This is a genomic window from Bradyrhizobium sp. CW1 (assembly GCF_023100665.1).
Classification (GTDB): Bacteria; Pseudomonadota; Alphaproteobacteria; order Rhizobiales; family Xanthobacteraceae; genus Bradyrhizobium; species Bradyrhizobium canariense_D.
Window position 1 is genome coordinate 4,862,028 of record NZ_CP064684.1, and the last position, 21,137, is coordinate 4,883,164.

The following is a 21,137-nucleotide window of genomic DNA, read 5'->3' on the forward strand; positions in this document are numbered from 1 at the left end:
ACTGCTTGAATCGTGCGAGCAAGCTGTCGCCGCCGGCGCGACCTACGCGGTGGGGTGACTAGCACAACGAAGAGCAGGTTCAGCAGCAGCCAGCAGCCGGCCGCGATGAAAATGTACTTCATAACTCCTCAGAGGTACCCTCGGCTCGCCTGCGCCCGACTCGCGATCGCATCCGACGTGAGGGATGTCGACTGGAGTAGCCTACGGCAGGTCGCCGATGGGCCGATACCCGCCATCAGCTCTTGGCAATCAATGGCGTTCAACGCGGATCTCTCCTGATACCTTCTAGCTCACCCCACGGAAGTCCCTCGCCATTGCACGATGAGTTCACCGCTACGCTAATGACGGGCGTAATGTGCTTAATCAATCCAAGCTCGCGAAGAAATTTGGACCAAAAGTAATCGAGTACTGTCCAGAATACGGGCTGTTGGACGTATACCGTGCCGCGAAAGACAACGAACGAGCAATCTGTAGCTGCAGCAAGATGCCGAATGAGATCCCGGTTCGAGCCATCGGGAATAAGTGTCGCGATCTGCAGATGGCACGAGGCTCTGCTCGCCCGGATAATCGGCGTGTAATTCACGACCTCGTCGGTCACGACGACGTTGAAGTGGTTGCGTTCAAAGAATTTGATAAGGTCGTCCTTTAAATAGTTTTGAGTTTCGGGCTGGCTTGCGATCTTCCATCCAATCGTCAACAAAAGCACGGCAGCAATAGACCACCTAAATGCGCTGGAATAGTTCACGCCGCACCCCAAGAACACTGAAGCCGACTATCAGGCCGAGTATGATTGTGTTGCCGACCGTGTCTCCCCACGGTCCATGGACGGCGGCGTAATGCCATTGGCTCAAACCCATCAAACTTATCCGCGTGACGTTCACAGCTATTACTGAAACGCAGGCCAAAAGGCACCACGACACGTCGTAAACGGATTTCTTGGAGCCCGCTAATTGGCTCAAGGTAACCCAACACAGTACTGCAAGAGACACGTTCGCAAGCGAAGAACAAGCTGGCCAGATTACAAGAACTCCGGATCCGTCAGCAAATTCCACAATGTCTCCGGTCCGATGCGTCCCCAGTATCCAACCAACGAGTGACGCGTCGATCTGCAATATTAGATTTGCAAAAAACTGAAATAGCAATCGGCTCCAAAGCATGGGCACGGTGGTAGCCAGTAATATGAAAGCGCCCCGTCGAGATGAGGCGACATCAGCGGAGATAATGATGTAGAGACTAAGAGCGGTTACTGCGAGCCAGCTTAGGGCTCCGATCGGAAGAATGACCAGAAAGAGAAAACCTGCCCCCAGGGCCAGCCCTGACGGACGCACCCCAAACGTTCGGTCTCGAAGAACAAGAGATACCCCGGCGGCACACGAGATCCACACAATTATGCTAATCCCGAAAGTATTGAAAAGCGCCTCCGCCCATCCAAGCCGGTTAACTGATTGGATGATGCGTGATGCGAGGCCACTTACACAGCCGAGAGTGAATAGTCCCGCAAAGAATTCTCCACGTGACAACCGCCTCGATATTCGCAATGTACCACGTGCAATCCACTCGATTGAATATGCGACCACAAGCCAGCGCCTCGCCTTGTTTTCAGCCGCCGAGTATATGCCAAATCACCATCGAGTCTTGCTTGAGAACCAGAATCCCTTGAACTCTGGCGTAGATGAAAGCGGACACAACGATTTCGTCCGGCTAGTATCAGCGGAGATTGCGATTAACTAACTGCAACGCCTCGCGTGCGCGGCGTGCTCATTACAACAGGCTAGCAATCGCTCTCTTCGGGATTGGCGTGCAGCCCGTTGCGACCGCTTGAAGTACCCACCGAAATATCAGGTAAGACAGGCTGCCCCGGGAAGGCGAGCTACCAGTGTCAGCCAACCTTACGACGGCGTTTAACCAACCAGTAGACACCGTAGCCAATGGCGAGAATCGGACGGCCGGCGCCAGCAATCGGACCGGGGGCTCCCCTCACTTGGCCGGGCGCGTTTTCGCAATTTCCATTGCCGTTGCAGGCTAGGGCGGGCGGCGCACAAATTATTAGAGTGAAGGCCAGAGCTAATGCAGACAAAACTCCCGAGGCGATCTTCATTGCTCTGCTCCACATTTTTAAACGGGTCAGATCTTGTTTTTCGGATTTATTGAGCTTTAATTTGCATTAAATGATAGTTAATGCCTACCAAAACGTCAATTGCTGGAAAAACCCCCGAGTGGCAGTCATGCTGACCTTTAAGCGGCTCCTGCAGAATATCGCCTTTAACAAGATGTCGATTGGAATCGCGCATGCGCATCGTTTCCCCCTGCTGCATGAGAAGCATGCGCTCCGCGAACTGCTCGTCTATCTCGACGTCGATTGCGTTTTCGACGTGGGCGCAAACGAGGGGCAATATGCCGAGTTGCTGAGATCTATCGGTTACGACGGCCAGATTGTTTCGTTTGAACCTGTCCCGCGACTCGCAAAGGCGCTGCACGCAAAAGCTGTCTACGACGCGAGTTGGCATGTTGAGAGCGTTGCATTGGATTCAACGCGACGACATGTCGAATTTAATGTGGCATCGTCCCATTCACTATCGTCTCTGCATACGCCGCTGTCGGGTGGCGTGTTTGAGCGGGATATAGCCGCGTCAGAGAGAATCGGCATCGACACAGACACGCTCGATGATTGCTTTCGCAAATATCAGAAAACGCTTGGGTTCAAGCGTGCCTTCCTGAAAATGGATACTCAAGGGCATGACCTCTCCGTTGCCGCGGGAGCCGGCGAGATGCTCTCAGAATTCTATGGCCTCCAATCCGAAGTGGCAATCGCTCCGTTGTACCAAGACCAGCCGAGCCTGAGAGAAGCCGTAACATTTTACGAAGAACGAGGCTTTGCCATAAATGCAGTCCTTCCCACGCACTACGCCTTTCCCACGCTGATCGAGGTCGACTTCCTATTCATAAACAGGCGTCGCATCCACACTGACCCAACAACGAGCTATCGACGGCAGCGCCGTAGATCCGCTGAGGTATGGCCAGGCGCGAACGAAACTAACAAGGTCGTATAGAAGCCCAGTCGTTTTGGCGGTGTTCAGCGGTGGTCCTTCCGCACGATAGATCTAAACCATTCAACTGCAGGCCGCACCAGCTGCCATTCTCGCGACCCAAGAACCTTCTTGCAGGCGAGAAACCACCAACGACGCGATCTTTGAACGCTCGGATCAATACTCAGGGCAAGTTTAGACAGGCGTGCTGAGCTCTCCATCGCGCCTTCATTGAAGGCAGCGCTTGCGCAGCCGATCGCTTCAAGTGCCAACATGTGGTTCATCCGGATACGAAGATCAGCAGCGTTGGTGAACCTCGCGGCGCTACTATCCAGGAAATGTTCTATCGCTGCCTTGCGTTGGAGCATGTCAATCGGCGTTCAAATTTGACCCCGTATCGGCGTCCAATTTTGACCCCTTCGAGCGGCGGGTTTTGGCGGTAGCGCTCGCACCGTCGGAGCTGGTCGGGGTTGCGGAGACGGTGCGAGCGCGGGTTGCGTGATCGTCGTCGCGGCTTTTGAAGCGCCAGCTGTCGTTGCCGGTCTCGACGATGTCGCAATGGTGGGTCAGGCGATCTAGAAGCGCGGTGGTCATTTTGGCGTCGCCGAAGACGCTGGGCCATTCACCGAACGCGAGATTGGTGGTGACGACGATGGACGTGCGCTCGTAGAGCCGGCTGACGAGGTGGAACAGGAGCTGGCCGCCGGATTGGGCGAACGGTAGATAACCGAGTTCGTCGAGGACGATGAAGTCCATCCGGGTCAAATGCTCGGCAATCCGACCTTGCCGTCCATTGCGGGTCTCGATCTCCAGACGGTTGACGAGGTCGACCACGTTGTAGAAGCGGCCGCGGGCACCGGATCGGATGCAGCTTCTGGCGATTGCGATGGCCATATGTGTTTTGCCGGTGCCGGTACCGCCGATCAGCACGGCGTTACGTTGCTGGGCGATGAAGCCGCCGCCGGCGAGATCATTGACCAGCGTCTGGTTGATGGGTGTGCCTTCGAACTGGAAGTCCTCGAGATCCTTGGCCAGCGGCAGCTTGGCGATGGTGAGCTGGTACTTAATCGAGCGGGCCTGCTTCTCGTTGATCTCGGCGTTGAGCAGGTCGCCGACAATGCGCTGGGGTTCGTGCTGGCGTTTGACAGCGGTCGCCATGATCTCGTCGAAGGCAGCCTTCATGCCGTAGAGTTTGAGCTCGCCCATGAGGTCGAAGAGTTGAGTACGTTCCATCAGATGGTTCTCCTGAGGTTGTCGTAACGGGCACAGTCGGCGATCGGGGCGTGGCGCAATGTCAGTGCGGCCGGGGTGAGAATGTTGGCTGGCGGCGCAGGATCACGCTGGCGGGCCAGGATGTTGAGCACGACATCGGCGGAATGAACGCCGTGAGCGATCGCCTCGGCGCAGGCTGCTTCGACGGCCGGCAAGCCGTCGGTCAGAACCGCGTTGAGGATATCGACCATCTGCCGGTTGCCATCGTCGGCACTGGTAAGCTTACGCCGCACACGTTCGATCGCAGCCGGAAGCACCCAGTCCTTGAAGGGAGCGCCGTTGCGCAAGGCACCGGGTTTGCGAGCCAGTACCGGCACGTAATGCCAGGGATCATAGGTCGTCTCGCCGCGGCCGAACGAGCGAGCATGCTCGGCAACGATGCGTCCGTCCTGACGGATCACAATGCGGTCGGCGTAGGCGTGAACCTCGACAGGCCGCCCGACAGCGTTGGCCGTGACCGAGTATTTATTGTTGTCGAACCGCACCAGACAGGTCGTCGAGACCGATGCCGGCACCGCGTGGAATCCGTCGAACCGGCCGGCATAGGGAACGAGCTTCGGCCGCTCGGCTTCGAACACCTCCCAGACCGTCTGTTCGGCCAGTTCTGGATGCCGGTGCGCCTTGGCGTAGGCGATGCACTTGTCCAGCAGCCACGCGTTCAACTCGTCGAGGGTTTTGAACCGCAGCCGCGGCGTGAAGAAGCGCTCCCGGACAAGCCCAACCTGGTTCTCGACCTGGCCCTTCTCCCAACCCGACGCTGGCGTGCAGGCAACCGGATCGACCAGGTAGTGGCTGCACATCTGCATGAAGCGGCGATTGTAGAGACGCCCTTTGCCGACGAAGATCGTCTCCACCGCCGTCTTCATGTTGTCGTAGATGCCGCGCACGCAGGTGCCCTTGAACAGGGCGAACGCCCGGTCGTGGGCGTCGAACACCATCTCCTGTGTCTCGCGCGGATAGCAACGCACGAACAGCATCCGGCTGTGGCAGAGCCGGACATGGGCGGCCTTCACCATCACCGTCACGCCATTGAGCAGGACGACCTCGTGGCTCCAGTCAAACTGGTAAGCTTCTCCGGGCGCAAAGCTAAGCGGGACGTAGGCAGCGGCCGTGGATTGTCCGCGCTCCTTGCTCCATCGCCTGGCGTAGCGCCGCACGGCGTCGTAACCGCCGTCATAGCCGCGCTCACGCAGCTCCTCGAACATCCGGATCAATGTCAGTTGCTCGCGAGCGGACTTGCCCGCGTTCCCTGACAACAACCCGTCGAGTTCTGCTGCCCATCGTCCCAGCTTCGGCCGCGGCTGGACAACACGCTCGTACTCGAATGAGGTCTCTCCCGATCTCAGCACCTTCCGGACTGTGTTCCGCGACACCTTCAGGTCACGGGCGATCTCCTTGATCGTCTTGCCCTTGATGAAGTGCTCGCGCCGTATCCGGGCGATTGTCTCCACGATCAGCATCCCCGACCACCTGCTTCATGACGAAGCAGGCAGCGCAACAGACCAACCTGTAGGGGGTCAATTTTGGACGCCGATCCCCCGGCTTAGGGGGTCAATATTGCAGGCCGAATGACACGCGAGCCGTGTCATGGCGGCGTACCACCTCGTTGACCCTCTGCCGGTTGGAACGATCGGTTTCAGGCAGCGACGTCACCGCCGCATAGAGTTCGGCGGGAATGCTGCGCCTGTCGCCGGGGGGCTTGGAGCGCCATTCCACCCATTGATCGAATGCGTCCGACATCTTGTTCACCTCCTTGGTTTGGCGCGGAACGGACTGTCGATGGTGAAGGCGTCCGGCGCGATCCCGCTCTCGATGCGCTTCCAGGTCACGGGCGCTGCGATCGGAAATCCCTCTCGCGCTCGCGGGGAATAGGTGCCGATCGCGGTGGTGCCACGGCCATTGCGCAGATAATCGAGGAAGATGCGATCGCGACGCTTTGCCTGAGCAGAGAGGAGGTAGCGGTCTGGATGGCGCGCTGCGAGGGCGGAGACCAGCTGATGCGCGACCCGGTGCGCCTTGTCGTGCAGCATCGGCTGATCCAGCGGCGCCATCAGATGAATTCCTTTGCCGCCGGTGAGCTTGGGCCAGGTCTCAAAACCCTCGCGCTTCATCAGCGTGCGTAGATCGAGCGCGGTCTCCACGACGCCATCCCAGTCGATGCCCTCTCCGGGATCGAGATCGATCACGATGCGGTCGGCGTGTTCGAAGTCTTCGACGGTCGCATTCCACGGGTGCAGTTCCACAGCCCCGATTTCGACGAGCCCAAGGAAACCATCCAGGCTGTCGACCCACAGGCGCGTTCCCTGGCCGCCCTCGCGCTTCTGAATACGAAGCTGGTGCACGGCGGCCGGAATGTCCTTCGGCAGCGGCCCCTTGTGATAGAAGGTCGTGCCGTGCACGTGACGGACGAGCTTCAGCGGACGGTGCCCGAGGTGCGGTAGCGCCTTCTTCCAGACCCGGGTCCAATACTCGGCGAGTTCGTCTTTGGAGGGAGCAACGGCTTCAGGCAGAAGTTGCAGGATGTTCTCGCGCGACACCCACAGCTTCGGCCGGCCGGCGACAGACGGCACCAGCCGTGGCGCCTTGATCTTGCGCAATGCGAGATCATCGCGAAAGCCCTTGAACACAGCTTCGCGGAGCAGGCCGTCATCGGTTAGCGCGCCATATTGGACCTCGATTGCAAGGGTCGGCTCGACCCAGGTCGCCTTCGGCTTTTTGATCGCCGCATCGAGCGGAGAAGTCTTGCGGATCAACGGATCAAGCCGCTCGCGCAATTCGCGCGCGGTCGTCTCGGTGTAGCCGGTACGCACCTTGCCGGCGTAGAGCAGTTTGCCATTCTGGCGCCGGCCGACGTAGAGGGAGGCGACCTTGCGCGGGCGCGCCCCAAGCTTCTCCACGAAGGCGACGATCGGAAATGTCTCGCTCTTCTTGCACTTGAGCTTGATCCAGCTCTCCTGCCGACCCGAGCGGTATGGTTCGCCGAGTCGTTTGGCGATCAGACCTTCGAGGCCCAGTTTGCACCCCTTGTCGAAGATCACGTTGCCGTCGGCCGCAAGCGCCTCGACATAGATGAAGGTCTCTGGCGCGTCCTTCAGAAGCCGCTGCAGCAGGCGCTTGCGATCCTCATACGCGACGCCGCGCAAGTCATAGCCGTCGAGGTACAGGAGATCGAAAGCGTGGTAGCGCACGCGCTCGCTGCGCTTCGGACCGAGCTCCCGCCTCAGCTGCTGGAAGTCCGGCAGGCCGGCACTGCCGTACACCACGGCCTCGCCGTCGATGATCGCACCGTTTGCCTTGAGCAGCTCGGCGCTCGCTGCAATGGAGGAGAATTGTTCGGTCCAGTCCAGGCCCGTGCGTGAATAGACTTTGACGTCCCCATCTCGCAGGTGCAGCTGCGCACGGTAGCCGTCCGCCTTGATCTCGTAGACCCAGTCTTCGCCGCGCGGCGGCTTCTCGCGTAACGTGGGATCACACGGCTCGATGTAACCAGGAATAGCAGCTTTGATGGCGCCGTGGACACGCGGTACTCCCGAACGAGACTGACGCAACGCCACAGCACACATGCCGATTCAACGTCGTCAGGCTGATTCGTTCCGTGTCTCATCTGCGGATCCCCGGAACGTGGCTTGCCTCCGAGCGTTGGCGAGCGGTGGTGCAGGGGGGGAGCGAGTGCGATGATCGAAACGGAGACCCTACTCGAAAAATGTCCCCGATGCGGCGCATGGCCCATGGCAGCGAACATCCCGAAGTCCGCTTCCGTGCGACGCGAAATCCAGTTCAGGTGTCCGAGGTGCCGGGCGGAAGAGGTCGGCTGGCTCCGTCGTCCGCAGTCGCCGCTGCGCGCTGCCTGATACCGAAGCGGCCCAAGAGCCCGTGGAAGTGTCGGCGCGCGTTCTTCCAAAGAGGCAGATGCCGTGTGGTTTCTCGCAAAGATGGCTTGAGCCCAATAATCCGGTCGAGGAAGGGCAGTGGCTCACCTGTTTTCAACAATCAGCAGCAGCAGGCGTTTTGGAACGTAATTGCCCTTCTCCGCTTTTTCTCCGTGATCGCCGGAGGAACGCGATGAAATCGACGTGGGCAGCTCTCACATTGACACTTGCCGCCTCGACATTGGGGGCTTCGGCCCAGCCGGTCAGATGGACCAGATACAACATTCCGGAGAGCGGCACCTCCGTCGACTTTCCGTCCGCGATTTTTACCGAACCAGCGGGCCGACCCGACGGTTACGGGCAACGCTTCCGCACCGCCGACGGACGCGCAGACCTCACGATCCAGGCGGCGCTGAACGTCGAGAACGATTCTCCCGCTGCTTTTCTGGCAAAGAAGCATCCGCCTTCACGCATTCAATACAAGCGAGTGACGCCACGGTTCTTTGCGGTCTCCAGCTACAAGGGCGACAAGGTTTGGTACAACCGCTGCAACTTCTCCGGGCGGCTGATCCATTGCATCCTCATCAACTATCCCGCCGACGAAGAGCGCGACTGGGACAACATCGTCACTCGCATCAGTCTGTCGCTCAGCGGCAAATAGCTTCTCCACGGGCTCACGCTGACATCTTCGCAGTCCCGCCGTTCAAAGCGCGCTGAGGTCGTCCGGGACTTCGCCGAACTTGCGAATGACGGTGGCGTCTCCGAACTCGCCGGTCGCAGGATCACCGCTACGGCTGAACGCGACCGCGCCCAGGACCCCGGGCTGGCGAGACAGCGCCTCGGCACGCATCACGGCGGCATTGGCCGAGAAGCACTCCGTCGCCTCGCCGGCGGCGGTCCCATCGTCGGCGGCAACGAAGGGCAAGGCGACGTAGTAGGTGACCTCGGCCATCTCAGTCGTACCAATCCTTCCGATCGCGCGGGATGTCGAGCCGGCGGCGCGAGTAGCCGGCGGAAACCGAGGCGCGTAGCTCCACGACCTGAGCCTCCAGGAAGCAGTTGGCGACAAGCAGCGATTTGACCGCTTCCCGCGCATCTCCGCCGCAGGCGGCGATGGCCTGGTCGGCGGCGGCTTCCACCTCGAAGGTGGCTGGTTTGGATGGCTCGGGTCGGGTCACGGGAGTATGTTCTCAGTTTGTTCGCAAGAGTCAAGGCTGCACGTGTCGTGTGATGGTGCCTCGCTGGGCAGTCAGGCACGGATATGCGTGGACGGGGGCGGCAGTGTCGGAACTGTGTCGCGCCGTCCGTCTTGAGTCCGAGTCCCCGTACCTGGAGCGTTGCGTACCGATGGCCCCCCGCGCGAACTGGAAAGGCTTCCTGCGCCTGTCGCTCGTCACCTGCCCGGTGGCGCTCTACCCGGCTACTTCCGAGAGCGAGAAGATCTCGTTCAACCAGCTGAACCGGCAGACCGGTCACCGAATCAAGTACCTCAAGGTCGACACCGACACCGGCGAGGAGGTCCCGAACGAGGACATCGTCAAGGGCTACCAGTTCGAGAAAGATCAGTTCATCGAGGTCTCCAAGGAAGAGCTCGAAGCGATCGCGCTGGAGTCCACGCGGACCATCGAGATCGACGAGTTCGTCGACAAGGCCGACATCGACCCGCGCTACCTGATCCGTCCCTACTACATCCGCCCCGACGGGAAGGTCGGCCACGACGCCTTTGCCGTGATCCGCGAAACCATTCGCGAGATGGACAAGGTCGCAATCGGCCGTGTGGTGCTGACCAACCGCGAGCACATCATCGCGCTCGAGCCTATGGACAAGGGCTTGGTCGGCACGCTGCGCTACCCCTACGAAGTGCGCAGCGAGCAGGAGTATTTCGAAGAGATACAGGACGTCAAAGTCACCAAGGATATGCTCGATCTCGCCAGGCACATCGTGAACCAGAAGGCGGGGCGCTTCGATCCGGAGAAATTTGAGGATCACCATGAAAACGCGCTGATCGAGCTCATCAACCAGAAGCGCGCCGGCAAGCCGATTACCCCGAAGGAGCGTCCGCGCGGTGATAACGTCGTCGATCTAATGGACGCGCTACGCAAGAGCGTCGGCAGTGCAGCAGCCGAGAGTAAGACAGCGAAGAAGCTCACGAAGAAAGTGAAGAAGGCGGCGGCTGGCCAGAAGGAAATACTGATGCCGATCGCCGGCAAGAAGCCGGCAAAGGAAGTCACCCCGAAGAAGCAGACGGCCGGGACGCGGCGGAAGTCTGCCTGACGTTGAAACAGGGGTCGCATGGAGGCGAAACGCGTGCTTGGAGAGCACGGTTTGGGTGGAAGACGCTGCGCCCGACCCTAACGGGTACGCCCTACAGAATACTTAGTAGGCCGATCGGTACGCCAAAACTAAGCGGCGACCTTCAGAGCGCCCAACCGCTTACGGAGAAACGCCAGGACATAATCTCGTTGGCGGTGAGCTTCGACTAACGCGCTCCAGATCTCGACAATGTCGCCGGCCGTATTTGAAGGGATGCTAAGGTCGCCGGACGAAAAGCGAAATCTGCGGTGTGGAATGCACTTGTTCTACTGGAGTTGCGGCCTTTCCGCCGTACTCTTTTGGCCAATGCGGTGCGTTCCCCCCACGCTCTGCGCGTTTGCGGTACCACGGCATTCCGTCAACAGGCGGCGGGCGGAAGGTAAGAAACCGAAGGTGATTCGGAAGATTTTCTTCTAACCAGATCCGGACACCCCGCCGAAAGCCAAGCTGCTCCTGCGTTTCAGAACGCAACATCCTTTAGGTTGCCGTTCTTTTTCAGCTACAATGACGCTAGGCGCTCTTCTCAAGGAGCTGGGCGCTTTTGATGAGGTCGGTTGCCCGATCGCGCAGTTCGCGTTTGATAACCTTACCGAGGGAATTTCGCGGCAACGCGTCGACGATGAAGACGTACTTGGGCTTTTTGTAGCCAGCGACCAGGTTGCGGACGTGTTCAACAACCGAACCCGACGTAGGAGCGGCTCCTTGTTCCCGCTCGATAAAGGCCGCAACCGCCTCTCCGAAAACGGCATCGGGTACCCCGACTACGGCGGCGTCGGCGACATCGGGATTTTGCAGCAGGGCCTGCTCGACTTCTTTGGTGTAGATGTTGAAGCCGCCGCTGAGCACCATGTCCTTCTTGCGATCGACGATATAGAGGTAGCCATCGTCATCAGCCTTGGCGACGTCACCCGTGTATATCCACCCGTCCTTGATGGCGTTCGCTGTTTCGTCGGGTCTGTTGTAGTATCCACGCATGACGGAATACCGCCCTGGCTGCCCCACGCGCACGAGCAGTTCGCCTGGCTCGCCCGTCTTCACCTCGACGCCTGTATCGTCGACGATCCGAATCTCGACACCAGGCGTCGGCCGACCGATCGATGAGGCGTGATCGAACTGCTCCTCATGCGAAAGCGAGGTCACGCCCCCTACTTCGGTCATCGCGAAGAACGAAACCAGCCTTACGTCTGGAAGCAACGCAAGAAACTGCTGCTTCAGCTCAACCGGAAACGCCTCGCCCGTCACGACGATGCGCCTGAGCGACGCGCAGCGCGCGGGATCGGCCTTGATCTCGGGAAGCAGCATGCGGCAAACCGTGGGGACCATGCCGACGACGGTAATCTTTTCCCTTGCGATCACGTCGACGGTCTCACGCGGGTCGAACTTTTTCATGACGACCAGGGTGCCACCTAGCGTCAACGAGTTGGCGAGCCGGGCGAAGCCCGTGCGATGAGCGAGCGGCGTAGTCACCAGATAGTGGTCTTCGCTCGAAATTCCCCATTCGACAGCGTTTATGAAACAATGCTGAACAACGACATTCGAGTGGGTCAGGATGGCTCCCTTCGGTTTTCCCGTCGTCCCCGAAGTGTACATTATTATTGCGTCATCCGATTCGATCGATAGCCGCGGTAAGAGATCGGGCTCCGTCTTTCTAAGCTCCGCATATTCAACTGCGCCCTCTACGTCCCTTCCTGTGGTGATCCATATGGCGTCCGGATTTGCCTGCAGCACCTCGGAGATAGACGCGCCATTCCCTTCGAAAACAATCGCAAAGGGCTGACTGTCGAAACAGATATGCTGCAGTTCGTGGGGCGTGAGCCGCGTCGTGACCGGGATCACGATGGCGCCGACCGAGAATGCCGCGTAGAATATTTCGACGATCTCGATGCCATTGGAAAGAAACACGACAATCCGGTCACCCTGACCAACGCCTTGCGTCCTAAGACCACTTGCGACGCTTCGGATTCTGCGGTCGAGATCCCGGTAGGTAAGCCGTTCGTCGCCGCAGACCAAGGCAATCTTGTCCGGGTGACGCAGGGCTTGCGCACAGAATATGGTTTCCAGACGCATGCCGGATGCCTCAGACCACGTTGAATGCTGGATATTGTACGTCGTCAGAAAGACGATCCCATGCCACCTCGACGCGTTGACCGATTGCGACCGTTTCCGCGTCCTTGTTCAGGATGTTCCCAATGATGCGCACCCCTTCGTCGAGTTGAACGGTTGCGACCGAAAGAGGAAGCCGGCCGTCGAGACCGGGGCCGGGAACGCGGATCACGGTGCAGGCATAGATCGTGCCCTTGCCTGCTACCTCGCGCCATTCCAGATTTCGGCTGCCGGTGAAGATGCTCACCGGGCGCGGGTAATGCTGAAACTGTCCAGTGTCCTTGCAGAACTGCAGGATCAGCTTGCCCGCCTTGGCACCATCCCAAAACGGCTTGGTGTCGACGTAAACCGAAGGTTTGGGGACCGGACGTCCCGCCTTGTCATCAGCCATTTATGCCTCCAGGATCATAGCGGCGCTGGTACCCCAGTTCCGCGCGTAGGGAATAACGCCAATGCCGGTCACCAGCGCGTTCTTCGGATTTGGCACCTGACGCCCGCCACCCTCGCCGAACATCTGACGCACAGCTTCTGCGAGATTCAGTCCTCCGCTCGCCAATCCCGGCTGGCCGGCCGAGATCTGGCCTCCTCCCGTGTTCAACGGCAGCGTTCCCTTGTGCGAGAGATCGGTATCGAGGGTGAAGTCGCTGCCTTGACCACGCTTGCAGAAACCGAAATCCTCAAACTTCATCATCACGGCGATCGTGAAATCATCGTAGGGCTGGAACATACGGATATCTTTAGGGGTCAGCCCGGATTGCTTGTAGACGCGGGGTGCAACCTGCGAAAAACCGGTCTCAGTAATCTCCGAGAGGGGCTCGGTGCCGTTGAAGTTGGTGACTTCGGCATAGGCGGTCGGATAGACCATTTTGGTGATCCCAAGACTGCGAGCCTTCTCTTCGGTCGTCACCAGGAACGCGTTGGCTCCGTCGCAGAACATGACGCAGTCAAGAAGACGCAATGGATCGGCAATGACGCGGGACTTTTCATAATCCGCCATCGTAATCGGCGTCTTGAACTTGCCATAGGCATTCTCGTTGTGCAGAGCATGCTCGCGTTGTGTGATGGCGATCTTGCCAAGCGCTTCCGGCTTGATGCCAAACTGATGATTATACCTGCTCATCAGAAGCCCAAAGGTCGCCGGCGGCCCCTGGACGCCGGGTGGATCCTGGAATTCCGACCGGTAAGCCCCGTAGTTAGCACGCCACGCCGTGCTTGGAGCGTCGGCGGACAGAACGACGACAACCTCGCAATGTCCATCGCGGATAGCGGAGGCAGCGCGGGCAACGCCTCCGGTCGCCGAGCATCCGCCGGTCCCGCCGTAGTTGAGCCAGGTTGGCGTGAGGCCCAACGCTTCGGTCATGTAGACAGCAAAAAATGGATTGGGACATTCACTCAGCGGCGTCGTCACCGACAGGCCATCGATGGCATCCTTTGGAATGCCAGTTGCGGCGAGAAGCTTGGTCAAGGCCTCGCCTCCGAGATCGAACGCGCTTCGTCCGGTCTTGAAGTCAATGGCCGTCTCCGAATAGCCGGCGATCACGATGTCTCGCTTTTCTGCAGTCATTTTCACTCTCCCCGGAATTCTGGCGACCGCTTCTCACGAAAGGCCTTGAGCCCTTCGTCACGATCCTTGGTGAAATAGAGCAGGAAGGAAGCATCGCCCTCGGCGTCGAAGCCGTCCGCGAGCGACATGTCGATGCCACGGTCGATGACGGACTTCGTCATCATCACTGGGATCGGCGCATTGTCGCTGATGCTCTTCGCGATCTCGCGAGCCTTTTCGAGTGCCTTGCCGTGCTCCGTCACGTGATTGAGGATGCGATAGCGCTCCGCTTCCGCGGCGGTGATCCGCCGACCGGTCCACATCAATTCCTTTGCAAGCGGCTTGCCTATCAGCCTTGGGAGCGTCTGGGTACCGCCGCCGCCCGGCATCATTCCCAACTTGATCTCGGGCAGACCGAATTTTGCATTCGCACCGGCGACGATGATGTCTCCGACCAGTGCAAGCTCAAGTCCGCCGCCCAAAGCGAAACCTTCGATAGCGGCTATCAGCGGCTTGGTGAAGCCTCCGATATCCTTGAACAGCCGATTCACCTTCCGGGTCCTCTTGCGGAATCGATAGAAATCAAAATAGCCGTTTTCCTCGATTCGGAATTCGCTGGTATCGATGCCCGTGCAAAACGCCTTCTCGTTACCGAGCAGGATCACGGCGCGCACGTCTCTGTCGTGCTCGACTTCGTTGAGAATCCCGAGAATTTCGTCGGCTGTCTGTTCGCGAAGCGAATTCAGCTTGTCGGGCCGGTTGATCGTGATTTCGATCCACCCTTTTTCCCGGTTCAGGATAACGTCCTGGTATTTCATATGACTTGCTCTCCGGTGATTCAGTGTGCGGCTTGGAAGGCACCACCCATCGCGGATGCGATCAGGGCGTGAAGCTCTGCGATCTTGTGCGGATTTGACCTTGCCTCGTCGCTGATCCGGACTTCGAGTGCTACCTTTGCCGGGGCGCTCAAGACCAACGCACGGTCGGCCATCTCGAGTGCATCGTCGATTCGGTGAGTAATTAGCAGACAGGTCTTTTGGAATTCGCGCGCTATCTGAAGGAAGTCCTGACGCAAAGTCTTTGATGTGACATGGTCGAGCTGGCTGAAGGACTCGTCGAGGAATACAATTTCGGGATCGATGGCGAGCGCGCGGGCAAGCGAGACGCGCTGCCGCATGCCACCCGAGAGTTCGTGGACATACTTGTCGTCGGCACCGTCGAGACGAACCCGCGCAAGCCACTCTCTTGCGCGCGCTCGTGCCTGTGATTTGGTTTTTCCCAGAATGAGAAGCCCAAGTTCGACGTTCTCCACTGCCGTGCGCCAGGGTAAAAGTCTGTCCGTCTGGAAGCTGACCGAAAGCTGTCCCTTAAGCGCTTTGAAAGACGCGTAAGGATCGACTCCTGCTACGCGGATCTGGCCGGAATTCGGACACGTCGTGCCCATGATCAGATTCAAGACGGTACTTTTCCCAGCACCGGTTTGCCCGAGCAAAACCACGATCTCACCGCGCCAAACATTCATCGACAGATTGTCCACTGCCAGATAACTGCCGAACGTCTTCGTGACGTCGCGAACTTCGATAAGATTGTGCCTGGTCATCTTACCGTCGCCTCCGCACGCCATTTCAGTGAAATCTTCTCCAGACCGTTCACGAATGCCTGTAGCAGCAGATTCAGGATCACGAGGAAGAAGGTCCATGCCAGCACCTGATCGATCCGAAACGTTGATTGGGAAAGGTTCATGCGCGCGCCGATTCCGACTGCGGATGCGACGAGCTCGGCGAAGATCACCATGCGGATCGCGTAACCGATTACCGATTTTGTGGTGAGGAAGATGTAGGCCACGATATGCGGGAGAATGAGATAGCGAAGCACCTGCCACCGCGACGGGCGGAAGCTCTCGATCATGTCGACGAGCTCCTTCGGCAACGCCCGTACGCCTTCGTAGACATTGAGAGCGTAGAACGGCAGCAGGATGACGAGCAGAATGAAGAATATCCGGGACTCCGGATTCTTGAACCAGAACACCGCGATCAGCATCCACGACAGCGCCGGAATGCCGGTATCGATAACGACGATGGCCTTCAGGTACGGGCGCACCGAGGGAAACATTCCCATCGCGAGACCGATCAGCACACCCGTGATCATCGCAATCATGACGGAAATGGCGAGACGTACGAGCGTGACCGCAACGTGATAGGGGTCCGAAAAGAACAGCTCCCGCGCCGCCTTCCAGACGGTCACGGGCGACGGCATGATGTAGTCCGGCACGAAGCGGCTGGTGATTTCCATCGCCGCAAGAAGAACAACGACGACGACGCACGTCGCAAAGATATCGCGTCTACCCTCGGGGCTCTTCCGAACCGCGATCACTCCGGTCAGGGGCTTAACCAGTTCCGCAGCGACTGAGCGCTCTGGACCTGACGTTCGTCCGGTATTTACTGTAATGGACATCGGTCTTTCCGTCATGATCTGTCAGACGGCAAAGAAGTTTGCATCAACCGGCTTGGTCAGCAGGCCGTTGCGCGCCAGAAAATCGCTCGCGAGCAGTATGGCTGATCTGGAAAGTTCGTCGCTCATAGGCCGATAGTTGAAGGTGAGTCGCTTCGAACCCATCGCCTCCTTCAGCGCGTCTGGCGCAACGCCAGTCTTGCTGCCAAATAGATCGACCGCCTTGGCGGTATCCGCGTTGATGCCGCTGAGGCAATCTTCAAAGACCTTACTGACCTTCGCTGCGATGCCAGGATTTGCGTCGGCCAATTCCTTCCGGATCGCCACGCCAAAGTAGGGCAGCTCCAGCCCTCCCGAGAGTCTTTTGTAGGCGTCGCCCGCCTTCAGAATCACGCGCAGGTCAGGCTTTTTCATCAGACCCGTCGTTATGTTTGGCTCCCACGACAAGGCCGCATCGGCGCGATCGGCCATTAGCAGCGTTACCGACGCGGCGGGATTGTCGACGTTCTGGATCGTCGCGTCCTTTTCGATGTCGAAACCGAAGGCTTCGTTGATGAGGGCCTTGACCATCCGGTAGGTGCCGGTCGACTGCAGGGCAGCGATCGTCTTGCCTTTGAGCTGCGATACATGGTCGACACCGCCCTTGGCCCCCAACAGCGCGATCATGTTGGCGTCGGTAATCGTGCAGAGGTATCTAATGGGCACGCCGGCCTGGTAGCGGGCAGCGAAGGTATCCCAACTGCCGATGCAGACGTCGTAGTTTCCGGCGACGAAATCGTTGTAATAGGTCGACACCGCCGTATACGGGGCAGGATCAGGAAAAGAGAGGCCGTTCTTGCCCCCAAGATCGTTGGCCAGAATGTACTGAACAGGTAGCACCGTAAAACCCGGCTGGAGCGACGCCCAGCGAACGCGAATATTCGCAGCCGCGAATGCATGTCGGATAGCCGATGGCAGCGTGAGAGAACTCGCGGCCGAAGCGGCAAGGAAGTTCCGCCTTGTAAAGTGCGCCATTTTCTCCTCCCAGAGCGATGCGTGCCCGTCTTTTCTTGCTTTTTGGGCCCAGTCCGGAAGATCGAAGCCATCACGATCCGAACCTTGAATTGACCCTAAGCTTGCCAAAGCCGGGACGATAGCGCATTTCTAGACTACCATCGTTCCATAAATGGGACGAGCGGACGGGGTCCGAGATGGAGGAGTGCAGTCGATGGCCAGAAAACTGGACCTGAACGCGCTGCTGCTGTTTTTTGAAGTCGTGAACGCTCGCAGCATCAGCAGCGCTTCGAAAAAACTCGATATCCCAAAATCCACGGTCAGCCGTAAGCTGATGTTTCTGGAGGATCAGCTTGGCGCAGTGCTGTTCAAGAAAGGAGGCCGCAAGCTTGCGGTCACCGACATCGGTCAGGCTCTCTACGAACATTGCGAACGCATCGCCGCCGAAATAGAGGAAGCTGGTCTCGGCACGACGCGAATGCAAACCGAACTGCGGGGAATGCTGCGCGTGAGCATGCCTGTGGATTTTGGCACCGGTTGGCTCAGCAGCGCTATCGCCGCGTTCGCTGTCAGTTATCCCGACATTCATCTTGTGATCGACGCTAACAGCCGCTGGATCGACGTATCGGTCGAGCCCTACGACGTCGCAGTACAACTCGGCACTCTTCCGGAGACGCACGGTGGCATCCGCCACCTGGCAAGCATCACGCGAGGCGTTTATGCAAGCCCGTCATTTCTGGAAAGAAAGGGCGTTCCCCTCAGCGTCGACGATTTCGAACGCTTCGATTGCATCGTGACCGAACATCAACGCGCCGAAGGCGTCTGGAATTTTCGCAGCGAGCTTGGTGTCAAGGTGATCGATGTGGTGGGGCGGATTTCCGTGAATCACATCGGCGTCGCGCGCGAGCTCGTGATCGGCGGGGTCGGACTTGGCATCCTCCCGAACATCATGTGTCAGAACGATGTAAGGGCGAAACGGCTGGTGCGCGTACTCACCGACTGGGAAAGTCCGTCGCTGCAGGTCAGTGCGACATTCCTCGGCAAGCGCAAGGAATCGCGCCGCCTGCGCGCGTTTCTCGATTTCATGGAGCGCAAGCTCAAGATCGAAGGCAGCGCCGGCCAACCATTGTCGGCTACGCAAGGTGTGGCTGAACTGACAAAGACTTGATGGTAGCAATATCGAAGGAGATCGCTCGCCTCTACACCACACCGCAATTCTGATAGACGTGCTTGATCTCGACAAAATCGTTCAGCGCCTCATAGCCGTGGAGGCGGCCAAGACCGCTGCGGCGGTAGCCGCCCGTCTCGGCTTCGGCAAACAGCTTGTTGTGGTCATTGATCCAGACGGTTCCATTGCGCAGCGCACGTGCCACCCGCATCGCGCGTGCGCCGTCGTTGGTCCATACACTGGCTGAGAGGCCATATTCGCTGTGATTGGCGCGGGCGACGGCCTCCTTTTCGTCTTCAAACTTCTCGATCACCACCAACGGGCCGAAGATTTCCTCCTGGACGAAGAATGCCGCGGTGTCGCGGTGCGCGACAAGCGTCGGCGTCAAAAAGAACCCCCGGCAAAGATCGCCGTCCGGTCGTCCCCCGCAAAGGACAACCTCGTCGGCAACGTCCACAGCTTCTGCAATTCGCCTGGAGACGCTTTCCAGAGATGTCGCGTCGATCAGGGGGCCCATCTCCACTGCGCTTTCTGTGCCTGCTCCAATCTTGACGCGTGCGAGCGCGGACCCGAGTGCAGTCTTCATTTCATCGTAACGCGAAGCGTGGACCAGTACGCGGCGGGCTGCGGTGCATTGCTGCCCAGCGATGATCGTAGCCGCCGCAGCAAGCTTCGGCGCAACGTCAGCCACTTCCGCATCTTCGAAAACAAGACAGGACGATTTTCCGCCCAGTTCAAGCGACAGCTTCTTCATGGTCGGGGCCGCCGCTGCCATAATGCGCTGGCCAGTGGCGTTTGAACCGGTGAAGCTTATGACGTCGACTTCGGGTGAGGTGACGAGATATTGCGCAACCTCATGCCCCTGTTCTGAGAGAAGATTGACGACTCCTTTGGGCAACCCCGCGATTTCGTGGAGGCATTTTACAAGCTCGGCGGTAATCAACGCGGTCTGCGGCGCAGGTTTTATAACGGCGGTACAGCCCGCGCAAAGCGCCGGCGTAAGCGCGCGGATTAAAAGCACTGCAGGCGCATTCCAAGGGATGATGAGCCCGGCGACACCGGCCGGTTCCTTGAGCAGGGTCGAGTATGCCCCGGGTTCGACCTCGAATACGTGTCCGGGAATGTAGCGTGTCAATCCAGCATAGTAACGTATCTCCGATACGCTGGCCGCGATCTCGCCGCGCGAGTGCGCGAGCGGCTTCCCATTCTCCAATGTAAGGAGATGGGCCAGTTGCTCCCCGCGGCTCTCCATCAGATCGGCCCATCGCAGCATCACAACTTGGCGGAGCCGTGCATTCTGCGCCCACTCCGGACGGTCGAAAGCCCGGCGTGCCGCAGCAACGGCCGCTTCTGCATCCGCGAGCCCGCTTGCTGCATAACTTCCCAACACCTGCTGGGTCGACGGGTCAATGCTCGGCACGGTCCGGCCGGATTGAGCAGGTTGCCAGAGACCGTCGATGAGATTGCGAGCCTGCGTTGATGTCATGGAATGCTGATCCTGAATGTTGCTTGCGAGGCGCACAGCGCGACGTGACCCGGCGAACGGTGGTCTTTCTGCCGTGGCACGTTCGATGTTGGCCTAGAGTCCGGTAAAATTCGGAGCGCGTTTGGCGTTGAAGGCCTCGACACCTTCCTTGAAATCCGCCGATTGGCGTAGACGGCTGTAGCAATGGCCCTCGAGTTCGATCGCAATCGCCAGCGTCGAATCCTCAGTATCGTTGAGCAGCTTCTTTGCCGTGCGCTGAGCCAACGGCGAGAACGTGCGAAGCTCGTCGACGAGCTTGTCGGTCGCCTTTTCCAGTTCACCATCAGGCACGCACTCGGTCGCAATTCCCCATTCCTGCGCCTGCTTTCCCGTAATCCGCTTCGAACGCATCACGATGTCCTTGGTGCGGGTGATGCCGATCATCTTCTGCAGGCGCGCGGATCCGCCCGAACCGGGAATTTGTCCGAGTTTCTGCTCCGGCAAGGCGTAAAATGTGGTCTCAGATGCGATCCTGAAGTCGCACGCCAGAGAGAGCTCGAACCCGACCCCGAAACAATATCCCCGGTTGGCGACGATCACCGGCTTGGCGCAGCGCGCCGGCGAGGCGATGTTCCAGGCGAGCTTCGACACGTGCTCCGGCGTTGCTTCCATGAAGCCTCCGATATTTCCGCCGCTCGAGAAATGCTCGCCGATTGATCGCACGACAATGACCCTGACACGGGGATCCTCGTCCAGCGTCTCGAACACCAGCCGAAGCTGGTCGCGCTGCGGCATCGCCACGATGTTGTAGGGAGGCCGGTTGAGAATGATGTCGGCCCGTTCATGCGCCTCGTCGATTTCCACCTGAAAGCCGTCGAGTTTACCGAGACGCGGGTCAGTGAAGTTGAAAGGTGATGGCATTTTCGTTTTTCCT

At 59.0% G+C, this 21,137-nt stretch carries 19 protein-coding genes and 1 pseudogene; 4 read left to right on the forward strand and 16 right to left on the reverse strand.

Features of this window, described 5'->3' with window-relative positions; genetic code table 11:
- Window positions 1-259: 259 nt before the first annotated feature.
- Complete coding sequence (locus tag IVB54_RS24025; RefSeq protein ID WP_157643136.1) at window positions 260-745, reverse strand: hypothetical protein; 486 nt, start codon at window positions 743-745, stop codon at window positions 260-262.
- Window positions 746-2,225: 1,480 nt separating this feature from the next.
- On the opposite strand from IVB54_RS24025, the gene IVB54_RS24030 reads away from it, so the two are divergent.
- Window positions 2,226-3,050, forward strand: a complete 825-nt coding sequence (locus IVB54_RS24030) for an FkbM family methyltransferase (protein ID WP_018459971.1) — start codon at window positions 2,226-2,228, stop codon at window positions 3,048-3,050.
- A gap of 345 nt (window positions 3,051-3,395) precedes the next feature.
- On the opposite strand, the gene istB is transcribed toward IVB54_RS24030, so the two are convergent.
- The 4 genes and pseudogenes from istB to ligD form a co-directional block, all read right to left on the reverse strand.
- On the reverse strand, window positions 3,396-4,259 hold the full coding sequence (gene istB, locus IVB54_RS24035) for an IS21-like element helper ATPase IstB (RefSeq protein ID WP_346658833.1): 864 nt from the start codon (window positions 4,257-4,259) through the stop codon (window positions 3,396-3,398).
- 8 nt (window positions 4,260-4,267) lie between these two features.
- Window positions 4,268-5,758, reverse strand: a pseudogene (gene istA, locus IVB54_RS24040) (IS21 family transposase); the annotation flags it as partial.
- Window positions 5,759-5,849: 91 nt separating this feature from the next.
- Window positions 5,850-6,038, reverse strand: coding sequence for a hypothetical protein (locus IVB54_RS24045; RefSeq protein WP_247776470.1), 189 nt, complete (start codon window positions 6,036-6,038; stop codon window positions 5,850-5,852).
- Between the two features lie 5 nt (window positions 6,039-6,043).
- On the reverse strand, window positions 6,044-7,861 hold the full coding sequence (ligD, locus tag IVB54_RS24050; RefSeq protein WP_247363340.1) for a DNA ligase D: 1,818 nt from the start codon (window positions 7,859-7,861) through the stop codon (window positions 6,044-6,046).
- A gap of 499 nt (window positions 7,862-8,360) precedes the next feature.
- On the opposite strand from ligD, the gene IVB54_RS24055 reads away from it, so the two are divergent.
- A complete protein-coding gene (locus tag IVB54_RS24055) occupies window positions 8,361-8,828 on the forward strand; it encodes a hypothetical protein (protein WP_247364712.1) in 468 nt (155 codons plus the stop codon).
- Window positions 8,829-8,870: 42 nt separating this feature from the next.
- Here the strand turns inward: IVB54_RS24055 and IVB54_RS24060 are convergent, their stop codons facing one another.
- Both IVB54_RS24060 and IVB54_RS24065 read right to left on the reverse strand, forming a co-directional pair.
- The gene (locus IVB54_RS24060) at window positions 8,871-9,119 is read right to left on the reverse strand and encodes a hypothetical protein (RefSeq protein ID WP_247335577.1); all 249 of its coding nucleotides are present in this window, start codon (window positions 9,117-9,119) and stop codon (window positions 8,871-8,873) included.
- Between the two features lies 1 nt (window position 9,120).
- Window positions 9,121-9,345 (reverse strand): hypothetical protein, encoded by a 225-nt coding sequence (locus IVB54_RS24065; RefSeq protein ID WP_026233688.1) that lies wholly within the window; start codon window positions 9,343-9,345, stop codon window positions 9,121-9,123.
- A 169-nt stretch (window positions 9,346-9,514) separates the two neighbouring features.
- On the opposite strand from IVB54_RS24065, the gene IVB54_RS24070 reads away from it, so the two are divergent.
- Window positions 9,515-10,441: a Ku protein gene (locus tag IVB54_RS24070; RefSeq protein WP_018458923.1), complete on the forward strand. Its 927-nt coding sequence runs from the start codon at window positions 9,515-9,517 to the stop codon at window positions 10,439-10,441.
- A gap of 549 nt (window positions 10,442-10,990) precedes the next feature.
- Here the strand turns inward: IVB54_RS24070 and IVB54_RS24075 are convergent.
- Genes IVB54_RS24075 through IVB54_RS24105 form a run of 7 tightly spaced genes read right to left on the reverse strand, consistent with a single transcriptional unit; the run spans window position 10,991 to window position 17,591 of the window.
- On the reverse strand, window positions 10,991-12,547 hold the full coding sequence (locus tag IVB54_RS24075; protein WP_247363369.1) for a class I adenylate-forming enzyme family protein: 1,557 nt from the start codon (window positions 12,545-12,547) through the stop codon (window positions 10,991-10,993).
- Window positions 12,548-12,557: 10 nt separating this feature from the next.
- Window positions 12,558-12,974 carry a Zn-ribbon domain-containing OB-fold protein gene (locus IVB54_RS24080; protein WP_018458925.1) on the reverse strand — a complete coding sequence of 139 codons (417 nt, stop codon included), beginning with the start codon at window positions 12,972-12,974 and terminating at the stop codon, window positions 12,558-12,560.
- Window positions 12,975-14,147 (reverse strand): thiolase family protein, encoded by a 1,173-nt coding sequence (locus tag IVB54_RS24085; RefSeq protein ID WP_247335553.1) that lies wholly within the window; start codon window positions 14,145-14,147, stop codon window positions 12,975-12,977.
- 2 nt (window positions 14,148-14,149) lie between these two features.
- Complete coding sequence (locus IVB54_RS24090) at window positions 14,150-14,944, reverse strand: enoyl-CoA hydratase-related protein (protein WP_018458927.1); 795 nt, start codon at window positions 14,942-14,944, stop codon at window positions 14,150-14,152.
- A 20-nt stretch (window positions 14,945-14,964) separates the two neighbouring features.
- A complete protein-coding gene (locus tag IVB54_RS24095; protein ID WP_018458928.1) occupies window positions 14,965-15,726 on the reverse strand; it encodes an ATP-binding cassette domain-containing protein in 762 nt (253 codons plus the stop codon).
- Entirely contained in the window at window positions 15,723-16,580 is an 858-nt protein-coding gene (locus IVB54_RS24100) for an ABC transporter permease (protein WP_026233689.1), read from the reverse strand. Before IVB54_RS24100 ends, IVB54_RS24095 begins: the two co-directional genes overlap by 4 nt.
- A gap of 21 nt (window positions 16,581-16,601) precedes the next feature.
- Window positions 16,602-17,591: an ABC transporter substrate-binding protein gene (locus tag IVB54_RS24105; protein WP_026233690.1), complete on the reverse strand. Its 990-nt coding sequence runs from the start codon at window positions 17,589-17,591 to the stop codon at window positions 16,602-16,604.
- A gap of 193 nt (window positions 17,592-17,784) precedes the next feature.
- Between IVB54_RS24105 and IVB54_RS24110 the strand changes: the two genes are divergently transcribed.
- Entirely contained in the window at window positions 17,785-18,738 is a 954-nt protein-coding gene (locus IVB54_RS24110) for a LysR family transcriptional regulator (protein WP_018458931.1), read from the forward strand.
- Window positions 18,739-18,769: 31 nt separating this feature from the next.
- On the opposite strand, the gene IVB54_RS24115 is transcribed toward IVB54_RS24110, so the two are convergent.
- Window positions 18,770-20,224: an aldehyde dehydrogenase family protein gene (locus IVB54_RS24115; protein WP_247776471.1), complete on the reverse strand. Its 1,455-nt coding sequence runs from the start codon at window positions 20,222-20,224 to the stop codon at window positions 18,770-18,772.
- Window positions 20,225-20,317: 93 nt separating this feature from the next.
- A complete protein-coding gene (locus IVB54_RS24120; RefSeq protein ID WP_018458933.1) occupies window positions 20,318-21,124 on the reverse strand; it encodes an enoyl-CoA hydratase-related protein in 807 nt (268 codons plus the stop codon).
- Window positions 21,125-21,137 lie beyond the last annotated feature (13 nt).